This is a genomic window from Acinetobacter sp. SwsAc5 (assembly GCF_013391485.1).
GTDB classification, from domain to species: domain Bacteria; phylum Pseudomonadota; class Gammaproteobacteria; order Pseudomonadales; family Moraxellaceae; genus Acinetobacter; species Acinetobacter towneri.
In genome coordinates, this window is sequence record NZ_JACAXD010000026.1 from 15,035 (window position 1) to 27,142 (window position 12,108).

At 38.8% G+C, this 12,108-nt stretch carries 14 protein-coding genes; all 14 read left to right on the plus strand.

Annotation, left to right across the window (positions count from 1 at the left end; all coding sequences use genetic code 11):
* Positions 1-1,377 precede the first annotated feature (1,377 nt).
* Positions 1,378-1,749, plus strand: a complete 372-nt coding sequence (locus tag HYG89_RS12900) for a hypothetical protein (RefSeq protein ID WP_005000442.1) — start codon at positions 1,378-1,380, stop codon at positions 1,747-1,749.
* Complete coding sequence (locus HYG89_RS12905) at positions 1,736-2,155, plus strand: hypothetical protein (protein WP_005000439.1); 420 nt, start codon at positions 1,736-1,738, stop codon at positions 2,153-2,155. The genes HYG89_RS12900 and HYG89_RS12905 overlap by 14 nt, the downstream gene beginning before the upstream one ends.
* A gap of 7 nt (positions 2,156-2,162) precedes the next feature.
* The gene (locus HYG89_RS12910; RefSeq protein ID WP_005000437.1) at positions 2,163-3,248 is read left to right on the plus strand and encodes a type IV secretion system protein; all 1,086 of its coding nucleotides are present in this window, start codon (positions 2,163-2,165) and stop codon (positions 3,246-3,248) included.
* A complete protein-coding gene (locus HYG89_RS12915; RefSeq protein WP_005000436.1) occupies positions 3,248-4,036 on the plus strand; it encodes a VirB8/TrbF family protein in 789 nt (262 codons plus the stop codon). Before HYG89_RS12910 ends, HYG89_RS12915 begins: the two co-directional genes overlap by 1 nt.
* A gap of 14 nt (positions 4,037-4,050) precedes the next feature.
* Positions 4,051-4,788, plus strand: coding sequence for a TrbG/VirB9 family P-type conjugative transfer protein (locus HYG89_RS12920; RefSeq protein ID WP_005000435.1), 738 nt, complete (start codon positions 4,051-4,053; stop codon positions 4,786-4,788).
* A 1-nt stretch (position 4,789) separates the two neighbouring features.
* The gene (locus tag HYG89_RS12925; RefSeq protein WP_005000433.1) at positions 4,790-6,169 is read left to right on the plus strand and encodes a TrbI/VirB10 family protein; all 1,380 of its coding nucleotides are present in this window, start codon (positions 4,790-4,792) and stop codon (positions 6,167-6,169) included.
* Between the two features lie 15 nt (positions 6,170-6,184).
* On the plus strand, positions 6,185-7,222 hold the full coding sequence (gene virB11, locus HYG89_RS12930) for a P-type DNA transfer ATPase VirB11 (RefSeq protein WP_015060713.1): 1,038 nt from the start codon (positions 6,185-6,187) through the stop codon (positions 7,220-7,222).
* Positions 7,191-7,520, plus strand: coding sequence for a hypothetical protein (locus HYG89_RS12935; protein ID WP_004999338.1), 330 nt, complete (start codon positions 7,191-7,193; stop codon positions 7,518-7,520). The genes virB11 and HYG89_RS12935 overlap by 32 nt, the downstream gene beginning before the upstream one ends.
* 3 nt (positions 7,521-7,523) lie before the next feature.
* A complete protein-coding gene (locus HYG89_RS12940; protein ID WP_004999340.1) occupies positions 7,524-7,976 on the plus strand; it encodes a hypothetical protein in 453 nt (150 codons plus the stop codon).
* Between the two features lie 81 nt (positions 7,977-8,057).
* Positions 8,058-9,305: a lytic transglycosylase domain-containing protein gene (locus tag HYG89_RS12945; RefSeq protein WP_017480463.1), complete on the plus strand. Its 1,248-nt coding sequence runs from the start codon at positions 8,058-8,060 to the stop codon at positions 9,303-9,305.
* The gene (locus HYG89_RS12950; RefSeq protein ID WP_015060710.1) at positions 9,302-10,819 is read left to right on the plus strand and encodes a type IV secretion system DNA-binding domain-containing protein; all 1,518 of its coding nucleotides are present in this window, start codon (positions 9,302-9,304) and stop codon (positions 10,817-10,819) included. The genes HYG89_RS12945 and HYG89_RS12950 overlap by 4 nt, the downstream gene beginning before the upstream one ends.
* A gap of 18 nt (positions 10,820-10,837) precedes the next feature.
* Positions 10,838-11,038, plus strand: coding sequence for a hypothetical protein (locus HYG89_RS12955; protein ID WP_004999346.1), 201 nt, complete (start codon positions 10,838-10,840; stop codon positions 11,036-11,038).
* A 44-nt stretch (positions 11,039-11,082) separates the two neighbouring features.
* Positions 11,083-11,793: a lytic transglycosylase domain-containing protein gene (locus HYG89_RS12960; protein ID WP_017480462.1), complete on the plus strand. Its 711-nt coding sequence runs from the start codon at positions 11,083-11,085 to the stop codon at positions 11,791-11,793.
* Positions 11,794-11,803: 10 nt separating this feature from the next.
* The gene (locus HYG89_RS12965; RefSeq protein ID WP_017480461.1) at positions 11,804-12,097 is read left to right on the plus strand and encodes a TrbC/VirB2 family protein; all 294 of its coding nucleotides are present in this window, start codon (positions 11,804-11,806) and stop codon (positions 12,095-12,097) included.
* The last annotated feature ends 11 nt before the right edge of the window (positions 12,098-12,108 follow it).

Consider the following 12,108-nt stretch of genomic DNA (forward strand, 5'->3'; position numbering starts at 1 on the left):
CGGTTGGTGAGATTGAGCAGATTTCGGCAATATTCACCCTAGATAGCCTAAGCAAAAAAAATTGCTTAAAATGGCTATCTTGAATATTGCCGTTGTAGCATTGCTGTCGGAGCCGACATCGCTTTCAATCGACACTGTATGCCAATGTAAGGGCATAACAGCAAGTGAGTATTTAGAGCCTTACAGCTCCCCTGCACACGCATTAGCTCACTCACTAGGTCGGCAATCTCAAGGAGGGTTTCCCCAACGTCTTATTTATGCCAGTTCCTAGCGTATTCCCTGCGTCCCCGCCTATTGTGCGTTCATCAGCAAGCGGGCGTTTTACACTGGCTAGGTGCTTAACTCTTGCGTTGGTGATACTGCCGTCACTTGTATCCTCCTGCTACACCAACCGTCTTTAAAACTCTATGCCATTGTTGACCCATTTAAGGCAATGCACTTACAAACATAAAGTTTTATAAAACACAGGAGTAGACGAAGCTCGGCAAATAAACAATGCGCTTATTTGATACACGAATAGACACTAAATTAACGAAGTTTTTTCATTGTATGACTTGCAAAATCTAATATAAATGCAATAATAGAGTTCAGGTACAAGCCTTTCAGGTGAAATCATAACGGTCGCCAAACCTTATGATCTTCGTTAGATGATGTTTACCGCATCAAATAACTGTGTACCGAAGAATATAGAACATAGCCCCGATAGTTGCAAGACTATCGGGGCTTTTTCTTTGTGCGCTATTTCACAATTTCCCTATAACAATCAAAAACTTTTTTTTGCTATTTATTGAAATATCATAGAGTTATAACTCTAAATCACCCTAAATAAAGGGTATCACCACACGCTTAATTATTATTCATAAAATCAAAATAAATTAACTATCGCCCTCTGTGCCTGCGGGAACGGTAGCCCTTACCTACAGTCGGTTGATTGCTCAAAGCTTTACTTAGCATTGGGTATGCTGAAGCATTCCCAATACGTGCATAAACTTTCGAGCCTTTATACTCAATAGTAAAAAATTACAATTAAGTGATTGAATATGAATACTTAATAATAAGAGTGTTATCTTTTTGTTTACCATTTAAAACAGTTGAAATGGTTAGATTTTAGTAAACTTGTTCTATTTTTAAACTTATAGAGTTATACTGTTATAACTCTATAACCGATAAGGCTAGAACTATGAAAAAAATCTTCGTCACAATGGGCATTTTGAGCCTAACAGCACTTACAGCCTGTGCCACAAATACATCATCACAAAAGGGATTAAAAAAATCACCATGCGCTTGCGTATATCAACCAATCCCAAGCGCTGAAAATCAAATCTCTGACCCATTCGCTCAAGTAACTAAAACGGTAAAAACTGGGGGTAATGTCGTATGAAAAAACTATTACTTCCGATCGCTACGGCTTTAGTTTTGACGGCTTGTTCTGACGAGCCTAAAGCGCCTGAAGTGAAAGGGGATGACTATGTAGGCGTTTGGATGAACCCAATAGGGCAACAATCGCAATCAGCAAATGACGTAATTATCAATGATCGAATCATTATTGATAAAAGCACAACTAAAGACGTTTACACCGTCACTATTTTAGCTAAAGGCGTTTTTACAGACATGAAGTTTAAACCTGATAACGGTTTGCTTTGTGCGCCTAACGATGCTTGTTTTCAGCTTGTAGATGGAAAGCTAAAGCTTGGTAGTGAAAGCGGTGTTCTAACTTATGAGAGAGAACAGCAAAATGGAAATCAATAAAATTAAACTCGGTCTAGCTTCTGCGGTTGTCGCTTTAGGTCTAACTGGCTGTTTCACTTCTAAGCCTGACATTTCAGGCGTATGGGTTCCCGAACACACTCCAAAATCTGAATTTTTTTATTCGTACTATGTGATTTCTGAAGCTGATAAACAGGGCAATTTCCCAGTAAAGAAAGTCAATTATCAAATCCAAAACATGAACCAATATAACCCTGCAAAGTTGCCTAAATTTACTGGTGAATCAAGCGGGGTCTTAACATTCGTTAAAGACGATACATATTGCTATGAAGGCTCTTTGGCTAGTGATTGTTTTGTCTATTCAGACGGAAAATTAAGAAAATCAGATACACAAAACTTTTTCTTAAAGACTTCAAAAAACCCGCCCGAAATTCCAGTAATTCGCTGAGGTCACTATGAAAAAGATTATCTATGCTTTCTTGCTTCTGTTTAGTTTTTTTAGCTTTAGCTCGGCTTATGCGGTCGATAACTTTACCAATCCACAAGATTTAGGCAATGGCAGTACACCTACTGGGACGACTGGCGGTTCTAACGGTGCGTATAACTCTAATCAAATATCGCAGAATGTATCTGAAGTTACCAAAAATGGTATGTCTGAATTAGACAAGGTTGTTGATAGTCTGATTACTGGTGTTGATAAAAACATTAAAGACAATTTGCAAGGTTACTATCAGAAAGTCACAGCTCCAATCATTCCAGTTTTTGCAGGCTTTATCATTATTTGGATTTCGTTCCAAGCTATTAAAATGATGTTAGGCATGGCTGTAGAAATTCAGGGTGTGATAGCCACTTTCGTTATTATGCTGTTGATTTGGTCAATCGTATTTTCATGGGATGCTTTCTTTCCATACGTTGCTGAAGTATTCCTCGATGATGTACCGAACCTGATTACTGAAATGACAGGTACAGATTCAAAAACAACATTGCAGTCTTTTGTATCTATTATCTTTGAATCTATCGCATTAGCTTTTAATAACATTGATACAGGTATTACCAATGTCGTTTCGGGCTTCTTCTTTGTCCTGATCTATAGCTTGATTTTTGGTTTAGCCTGCATTGTCTGCGGTTTATTCTTCTTAATTTGGATTATCTGTAAAGTCATTATTGGCATTCTAATCGCAGTTGCACCGATTTTTCTTGCATGTGCAATGTTCCCTGCAACTCGCAGATATGCCACAAACTGGCTACAAGCAATTTTAACCCCTCTTGTTGTTCTTCTTTTGCTGATTGTGAGCTGTGACTTAGTGCTTACTTCAGTTGTCGCAGGCATTCAAAACCTTAATGAAAACGGCAGTACGTTTACTGGGGCTTTCATCATGGTAATTGTTTTGATCGTTGTTATTGGGCTGTTTTGGCTTGTTCCAAAAATTGCAATTTCTTTGGTCGGCAGTGGCTTTGAAGCTTCAACCAGTGCGACTTCAAGTATCACCAGTTCAGGCACCAATATGGTTAAAAGTTTTGGTCGTGGAGGTAAACGCTAATGACACCACAAGAAAAAGCGCAGTTAGACGCTCAAATTAAAGAGATTCAAGACAATACTAAAAAGTCTGAAAATCGTAACGGTAAAATCACTATTTGGGTTCTTGGTTTGGCGACCGTTCTAGGTATAGGTAATGTTGCTCAAGGTATCGCAATTAAAGGATTAACACCTTTAAAACAACCAGTTCCTATGATTGCTGTAATTGATTCTGAAACTGGAATTATGACCAGTGTAGAAAAGTTTGATTCAACTACTGACCCTAAACTTATTGAAAAATTAGTGACCTCCTACTTTTGGGACACTATCAGCAATCGCTATGGCTATTACGGCAAAGTTGGTAAAGACCAACTTTCTGCACAGTACAGCAAAGCTTCTATTTTCTTAGATAGCCAAGATCGTACCGACTTTGAAAATGAAGTTAGCGGAATGAATCAAAACTCACCTTACAACCAACTAGGTGAAACTGGCTCAATCACTCCTAAAGTTATTGCTGTCAACTTTCTTGGCAACAATAAAGTTCAAGCCAACTTTAAAACAACCGTTATTAAAGGTGCTGAAATTCGCCAGTACAGCTACACAGTGACGGCTGACTATATCACTGACAACTTTGACGATCTCAACGTAAAAGATCGTTGGATTAACCCATTTGGCGTGAAGTTTAAGAACTGGAACTTAACGCAAAACTCATCAAATGATGCGTTAGTTACTCAAAACCCAGTTACTCAACCATTGCCTAAACCTGAAGCAAGCACTGCTTCTGAGCCTGTGGCACAGACTTCTAATAATTAATAAGGTAATCGGATATGAAAAAGACCCTTATAAGCATTTTACTTACAGCAACGTGCATTGCTTCAGCGCCAACTTTTGCTCGTCAAATTCCTGTTGGTTTGAAAACGGATAACCGCATTAAAGTTGTTCCGTATTCTGAAAGCCACGTTGTTGAACTATCAACGACTTTTGGTATTTCAACTACTGTCGAGTTTGGAAATGAAACTATCCAAACTGTTGCTTCAGGTGACACGATTGGATGGCAAATAATCCCACAAGGTAATCGTCTATTCATCAAGCCTGCGGAAAAACCACAAGCAGGCATGAACCGTACAAACTTAACCGTAATCACTGATAAGCGAAATTATTACTTCAATCTATTCAATAGTTCACAACCAGTTTATGTACTGCGCTTTAACTATGCAGATGCCAATAGAACTAATCGTTTATTGGCACAACAAAATGCACCTCGTCCCGCTTTAGGTGAACTGCCTATGACAAGCCAAAAATGGGGAATGGATGCCACTAAAAGCAAATCTATTAAAGTTCTTGGCGTAAGTGATGATGACCAATTCACATTTATTCGTATTGCGAAAAATTCACCTCGTCCCGCAGTTTATGCGGTTAATGGTGAGGGATACGAAGAACTTACCAACTCAAGACAAGAGGGGGATGTAATCGTGATTGAGAAAGTAAACGATGCTTTCACTCTGCGACTTGGCAAAGAATACGTTTGTATTCTCCGTAAACCTGAAGTGATTGGAGGAAAATAAAATGACAAATGAAAATAAAAATTTGGGTAACGATGACTTTAAAACCCAAGATAACTTCAGCACTGAAAATCATGTTTTCCATGATGAAAAAAAAGAACATGGTAAAGATGATTTTGAACGTCAAGATGCTTTTGAGAATAAGCCTAAAACGTCTGTTAAAAATATAGACATAGGCAAATTGGTTAAGTTCGGTGGCTTACTAGCCCTCATTATTGGCTTGGTAATTTTTGGCGTTTATCTGAAATTGCAAAAGAACAAAGAAAGCCGTGTAGAAAGCGGTGTAGAAAGTGCTGTTGCTAAACCAGTAACAGGGATGGACGGCAGTAATTTTAATGGCATGGATAGATTCGGATTCGGAAATCCGCAACCAATCCCAACTGCGACTACCCCTGACCCTGTAAACCCTACTGAAAAAAGCCCTGAACAGCTCGAAATGGAGCGTCAATTAGCTGAACAGCAACAACAACTAGCAATGCAACAAGAGCAGGCTAGACAAGATGCTATGGCTAAAGAACAAGCCCTTTTAAACGCCCGCTACAAGTCTGGAATCATGGTTAATGAGAATGGCGGTAAAGGTGGCGGTGTTAGCCCTAATGGTGATGCTAGTGCAATGGCAGGCATACCGCCTGAACTTGCACCGTTATTTATGGGTATGCAAGCTTCACAACAATCTAATGCCAATGGCAACCAAGCGGGTGCAAGCAATGTAAATCCACGCATTGCAAATAGCACTGCGGGTTCTATGGGTGGTCGTTTTGATTCAAGCACTTCTAATCAAAAAGCGCCTATTGCTCATGCAAGTTATAACGCTGATCGTAGAATGCTTATACAACAAGGCAAGATCGTAGATGCAGTTTTAGAAACTGCTGTTAAAAGCGATTTACCAAGCAACATTATTGCTCGTGTAACTAATGATGTTTATAGCGAACAAGGACGTAATCGTTTACTGCCTGCGGGTACTCGTTTATTCGGTCAATACTCATCAATTGTTAATGACGGACAAGCAGAAATCGGGGCGGTTTGGAATCGTGCAATCACACCTAATGGCGTAGAAATTATGCTCGATAGCCCAAGCACTAACAGTCTTGGTATCGCAGGCTTAGGCGGTAAAGTGAACAACCATTATGGGCGCATATTCGGAACAGCTACTTTACTTAGCATTATTGGTGCGGGTGTAAGTAATGCAGGTGTTAGCAGTAGCGACCAAAACAATGCTTCACAGACTTATCGTACTGAAGTTGCAAACTCATTCGGCAATCAAGCTGACCGTGTTCTACAACGTAACTTGTCAATTCCTCCGACTATTACAGTCGCTCACGGCACACGCATTAAAGTTCTAGTTGCTAAAGACTTGGACTTTTCAACTATTTTAAACCAATAAGAAAGGCGCTTAATTATGTCAATCCTTGTACTTGAAGATTTGAAAAAAGCTTTTGGTGATGATCTTGATAATGATCAAATTACTGAAATTTCAGTTAATAAGCCTTTGGAATATTTCATTGCTATGAAAGGTACAAGGGACATGATTAAAAAAGAGAATCCTAACCTTACCTATGCGCTTTTGAAGCGATTAGCCGAAGGCATTGCAACTGAAACCAATCAAACAATTTCAGAAGCACAGCCTTTGCTTTCTGCTCAAATTGCATCACCGCAACATGAGGGTTTATTTTTCCGTATTCAATTTGTCCGTGACCCTGCCGTAACTGGCGGGTCGATCGGCTTATCTATTCGTAAACCAAGTATTTTAAGTCTGCCATTTTCAGCTTATGAGGAAGTTTTAAATTCTGTTGAACCATTTGCAAAAATCACTGCAAAAGATCAAGAGCTATTCGATTTATACGAAGCCCGAAACTTTCATGAGTTCATTCGTAAAGCGGTGGGTTATGAAAAAAATATCATTATTTCTGCGGGTACAGGTTCAGGAAAAACAACTTTTTTTAACTCCATTATTCATGACTGCATACCACTGGGCGAACGACTAATCACTATTGAAGATGCTAAGGAGTTACGCCCTCCGCATGAAAATACGTTGCAACTTTATTATTCAAGAGGTGGACAGGGTAAAGCTAAAGTCGATGCACAGTCATTAATGGAAGCTTGCCTGCGTTTGTATCCAAAACGCATTTTACTGGGTGAGATTCGAGGTGCTGAAGCATTCACTTATTTAAACCTAATTTCTTCAGGGCATGGCGGTTCAATTGCGACATTACATGCCAATGACCCACTTAATGCTATTGAGCGTTTAACGCTTATGGTTCTTATGGCAGGCACTACATTAACCAGTGACCAAGTTAAATCTTTTGTTAAACAAAGTGTAGACATTATTGTTCAACTTGGAAGAACAGAAACAGGCGGTTATGGCTGTTCAGCTATTTATTTTAAAGCTTATGAGGATTTCAAAAATGAAAAAACACATTTTTCTAGCGTTGCTTAGTTTAGCTAGTGTTGCCTGCTCATCTAAGGGCTTGGACGGACAATACAATCGTATTGATCAAACAGCATTTGAGAAAGAACAAGGCATGAGTAGCGGGCTTATCGTTGCCAATAAAGGTACTCAAGTTACCTTAAAAAACTCATGGGGTGATGTTGCATTATCGGCTGTAGAGAAAGATAAAAAAATGGTTGTTCAATATAACAATCAAGACGCTTTCTTAATGGAACAAAAGGGCGGTGTTATTACTCTGACCGATGTTGATAACCCAAGCCAAGCATACAAATTTAAAAAGGACTAAGCCATGAAAAAAACAACTATTGCTCTTTGCGCCTTAATTAGTTTGTCTGCTGAAGCACAGTTACCGCAGACATTTACCCAAGTTCTTCAGTCATTTGCTCAAAGCAATAAATTAACTTATGTGCCTGAAGCTCCCAATCAAGGGAACTATGTCACTTATAAATTTTCAAGTGATGCCAGTTGCCAAAACGAAGCATGTGCCGATCTTAAAGTTTATTACAGCATTGACCCTGCTTGTGTACCGCAAGAAGTGGGGTTATTTGGTGAATTGCCAGTAAGCATCCCTAACGCAAAAGCATTGTTTGTATCTCCGACCATTTCTGACAATACAAGCCAAGCTCACGACTTCATGCGAGTTCAAGCAAATGGCGGGTGCTATGAGTTATCAATGGGTGAACAAGGCTCACACTATAAAACCTTAGTTGATCTAGCTAACCGTTTGGCTGTGGCTAAGTGATGAAATAGCAACGGGCCAAGTTTAAACAGGTAACGTAGTTCCTGGTTAAACTGTCCTCGTTGCGGTAGAGGAATAATGAAAATGAAATTAAAAAAACTATCGCTACTGGTACTGGTAGGTTTAAGCGGGGCAACTATTGCTTCAAATTTACCTTACAACGATATTGTGACTTCAGCTTCAGCTAAATATGGATATGACCCGCTTTTAATTCATGCAGTAATTCAAAAAGAATCTTCGCATAACAATACTGCTAAGTCAGGCGTAGGCGCTCAAGGTTTAATGCAACTTATGCCCGCAACGGCTCGTTCTTTGGGCGTTACCAATCCCAATGACCCCACACAAAATGTTAATGCGGGTACTCGTTACCTGAAGCAATTAAATCAGCAATTCGGCAACATGCCCCATGCACTCTATGCCTATAACTGGGGTATGGGTAATTTACGTTCGTATCTGAAAGGTAATAAAAAAGTTATGCCTAAAGAAACGCAAGACTATGTGCCTAAGATCGCCCAGTTTTATAGAAATTATGGCGGTACTGGTTCATATTTTGGTGGCAACGTAATTAAAGGCGGGACTACTTCAGGTGGCAAGCCTGCAACGACTGGCATAGAAAACAGTAATCAGAAGAAGATACAAGCCAAGCTAGAAACACAAAGCGCATGTAAGCCTGTAAAGCTACCTGAAGCAGAACAAGTTGATATTGATTCACCTATCAACCTACCGCCTGTTCCCCCTGTAACTGGTGGCGTAGGTAAAACAGTTTTTGACCCGACAAAAAATGCCGATGCAGTTCTACAAGTTCAAGAATTAATGAAGCAGATTCAAGTCTTGAAAGGGCAATATGACAGTGTGACTAAAGGGCTTGCAGGGCTAGGACTTCTTACCAATGTGATGCAAATTGCAGGCTTTGAATTGCCTAATGGCTTTGATGCTCAACCGACTAATATTTTCAATACACCTAAAGAGCAAAACGCCTACAACGAATTGCAACGTCAAATTGCGACCAATACTGGTGTATATGCAAGCAAGGAATTGGCACAGATTCAAAACATAACTGCAAGCCGTGTAAACACAGCTTATGTAGACGCTGAAGTAGCTTGGACACAAGTAAATTGTAATATGCAAAACCTAAAGTCGTTGGCTCAAGTAAGTACCAATACGTTAAAGCAATCAAAAGACTTGGCGAATGCCCTTGCTATTGAAAACAGTATGTTGGTAGCCAATCAAGCGAAGCTTAAAGCTAACATGCTCATGATGCAGTCAAGCATGGATTCTTATAAGGTCGCTTCCCATCAAGCCGTTCAAAAATTCTTGGGGACAGTAAAATGAATGATCAATCGCAAAAAATCTTCGGTCACGCTGTTTTAGCTGTTGTAATCACTGTGATTACAACATGGGCTATTTTTTTACCGAAGTTTTTTATTATCCCAAAAGATCATAAAGTCCAAGCTATTCTTTATGCAATTCCATTGACGTTTAAAACGCCTTTATACGTTTTAATATTGCTGTTGGCTTTGGTTATTAGTAGTGCTTTGGCTTGGTTTTATTTTCAAAACAATAAAACACCTTTTGGGGGCGAAAGATACGTTCGTGTTCTTCGGGGCTTGCAATTAGTAAGCCCATTCAAATTAAGAAGAATGACCAAAGAAAAAGATTACCAAATCCGTTTTTGCGGTATGCCTGTTCCTAAAGATTTAAAATATAAACACTTCCTTTTAACTGGTGGTACTGGTCAAGGTAAGTCAGTTTCAATCAGTGATTTTTTAGATTCTTGTGTTGCTGATTCTCGCAGTAAAACCCGCTTAATTGTGGTTGACCCTAACGGAACTTACGCAAGTTTATTTGCTAAGAAAGGTGATGTTATTTTCAACCCTTTCGATGCTCGATCAGTCCATTGGTCAGTGATTAATGAAGTACAAAATTCTTATGACATTGAAACATATTCAATGACAATCATTCCTAAATCTTCAGACGCAAATCACGAAAATTTTAATACGATGGCTCGTACTATTGTTAAGTCTGCCATGACCAAAGTTTTAGAAATGGATGAACTTACTAGAGAACAGCAGACACAACAATTTTTAGAAATTTTATTAATTTCAAGTGACGATAAACTCAAAGAGTTTTTAGTAGGTACTCAAGCTTACAGCTTACTTGGCAACTCTGAATTAGTCGGTACTTTACGCAGTATTGTTACTACATATTTAAGCCCTCACACTCATTCTAAAATTGGTGATTTTTCGTTTAGGGATTATTTAAAGCATGGTACTGGCAATATTTTTATTACTTGGCGTGAAGATCAATTAACTGCATTGCAACCATTAGTTAGCTGTGCGACTGACGTTATTTGTAGTTCTTTATTATCTGACTTTGATAACTATTCTGATTTTATATTCTGCCTAGATGAACTCGGCTCTTTGAACCGTTTATCGTATCTCGAAGCAGTATTAACTAAAGGACGTAAACATAGACTTATTGCTTTAGCAGGCATTCAAAGTCTGGCTCAATTAATCACGATCTATGGAGAAAAATTCTCTATTACGCTACGTGGTTGTTTTTCTTCTTTTGGTGTCTGTGCTGTCAACTCTCAAGACACTTATACACCCCAAGAATATGAAAAAGCTTTCGGTGCAATTGAAGTATTAAGGAAAATGAAATCTGCAAATAAAGATTCAAGACCTGAACTTGTAAAAGAAAAAGAAAATGTAGTTAAAGCTGAAGAAATAAGCAGTCTTAAACCTCTGCACTTTTATATGAAGTTTTCAGGACATTACCCGCCAACTTTAGTAACGATGAAATACCGCACCTATGCTAAAGTTTCGGATTCTTTTTTGGCTGTATAGAAATTTTAGGGACAAGTTATGAAACGTGAACAACTTTATGTAAGTGATGAATTTTTCGCAGAAATGGACGAACACTTTTTGAGATATAAGCGTGGTGAATTAAAAGTTCCTGAAGAATTTAAGAACCGCAGACTTACCAAAAACTTAATTTATCTTATCGCTTTAGACCAGTTCTTTAAAGAGAAACATAAATTTTCAAATAGACCATTTATTGATTAAGCTAGTAGAGTTATACTGTTATAACTCTATAAGGAATAATGACAATGTTTAAAAAACTTATAATCGGTTTAGCTTGCAGTACGCCACTGTTTGTATATGCGTCACCTTATGATGATCTTATTCACAAACATTCTGTAGCCAATGGTTTAGACCCTAATTTAGTAACGGCAATTATGGCAAGAGAAAGCGCCTTTAAGCCAAATGCTCGATCACATAAAGATGCTAGGGGTTTGATGCAAGTCATTCCCTCTACAGCTCGTTTAATGGGTGTAGACCCTAGCCGATTATATGAACCTGAACAGTCTATTATTGCGGGTACTCGTTATCTCGCTTTCCTGAATAAAAGATTTAATGGTGATCTTACAAAAATGATTGCTGGATACAATGCAGGGCATGGGGCAGTTGAAAAGTTTGGAGGTATTCCCCCTTACCGTGAAACACAAAACTATGTACGCCTTGTATCCAGTAAATACCAAACACTAAATGGGGGTGGTTCATTTAAAACTTACACTGCAAATAATAACCCTACTGAAGCCAGTCGAAAAAGTGACATTCTAGTTCTCGCTTCATGGCAACAAAATCAGTACCCGCAATACTCCGCAAGTCAAAATCAAAGTACAGAAAACAATAGCTATTCAGCACAATCTGAACCTGTGCGCCTGCGTGTAAATAATCAACCAAGCAATCAACCAAACGTGCAACAAGCATCGTTTGTTCAAACTCTTAACAAAGGGCAATACGTCCAAGTATTTTAAGGAATAGATCATGAATCTTTTAAATAAACTCAATCCTAAGCAATACGCAATTGTCTTATTTGCTGTTTTTTATGCTCAATTGGCAAATGCTGCGTTTGGTCAAAAATTTGCTCAAAAGCTTAACCAATTTAATGATGAATTAGTCATTATCGCAGCAGTCGCTTTCGTGACTGGTGTTATTTGTTTGGCAATCACAATGCTTGGCGGTGGTAGTGAGAAAGTTAAGCGTTGGGGTATCGGCTTAATCGTTGCAGGTATCCTTGTTTTCGTTGCCCCTGATCTTGGTAATTTCTTCTTTAACTAAATAGGTGAGCC

Bases quoted from the DNA above. Each gene is read 5' to 3' on its own strand.
- HYG89_RS12960 (WP_017480462.1), top strand. From the start codon at position 11,083: ATGTTTAAAAAACTTATAATCGGTTTAGCTTGCAGTACGCCACTGTTT.
- HYG89_RS12965 (WP_017480461.1), top strand. From the start codon at position 11,804: ATGAATCTTTTAAATAAACTCAATCCTAAGCAATACGCAATTGTCTTA.
- HYG89_RS12910 (WP_005000437.1), top strand. From the start codon at position 2,163: ATGAAAAAGATTATCTATGCTTTCTTGCTTCTGTTTAGTTTTTTTAGC.
- HYG89_RS12920 (WP_005000435.1), top strand. From the start codon at position 4,051: ATGAAAAAGACCCTTATAAGCATTTTACTTACAGCAACGTGCATTGCT.
- HYG89_RS12915 (WP_005000436.1), top strand. From the start codon at position 3,248: ATGACACCACAAGAAAAAGCGCAGTTAGACGCTCAAATTAAAGAGATT.
- HYG89_RS12945 (WP_017480463.1), top strand. From the start codon at position 8,058: ATGAAATTAAAAAAACTATCGCTACTGGTACTGGTAGGTTTAAGCGGG.
- HYG89_RS12905 (WP_005000439.1), top strand. From the start codon at position 1,736: ATGGAAATCAATAAAATTAAACTCGGTCTAGCTTCTGCGGTTGTCGCT.
- HYG89_RS12955 (WP_004999346.1), top strand. From the start codon at position 10,838: ATGAAACGTGAACAACTTTATGTAAGTGATGAATTTTTCGCAGAAATG.
- virB11 (WP_015060713.1), top strand. From the start codon at position 6,185: ATGTCAATCCTTGTACTTGAAGATTTGAAAAAAGCTTTTGGTGATGAT.
- HYG89_RS12940 (WP_004999340.1), top strand. From the start codon at position 7,524: ATGAAAAAAACAACTATTGCTCTTTGCGCCTTAATTAGTTTGTCTGCT.
- HYG89_RS12925 (WP_005000433.1), top strand. From the start codon at position 4,790: ATGACAAATGAAAATAAAAATTTGGGTAACGATGACTTTAAAACCCAA.
- HYG89_RS12935 (WP_004999338.1), top strand. From the start codon at position 7,191: ATGAAAAAACACATTTTTCTAGCGTTGCTTAGTTTAGCTAGTGTTGCC.
- HYG89_RS12950 (WP_015060710.1), top strand. From the start codon at position 9,302: ATGAATGATCAATCGCAAAAAATCTTCGGTCACGCTGTTTTAGCTGTT.
- HYG89_RS12900 (WP_005000442.1), top strand. From the start codon at position 1,378: ATGAAAAAACTATTACTTCCGATCGCTACGGCTTTAGTTTTGACGGCT.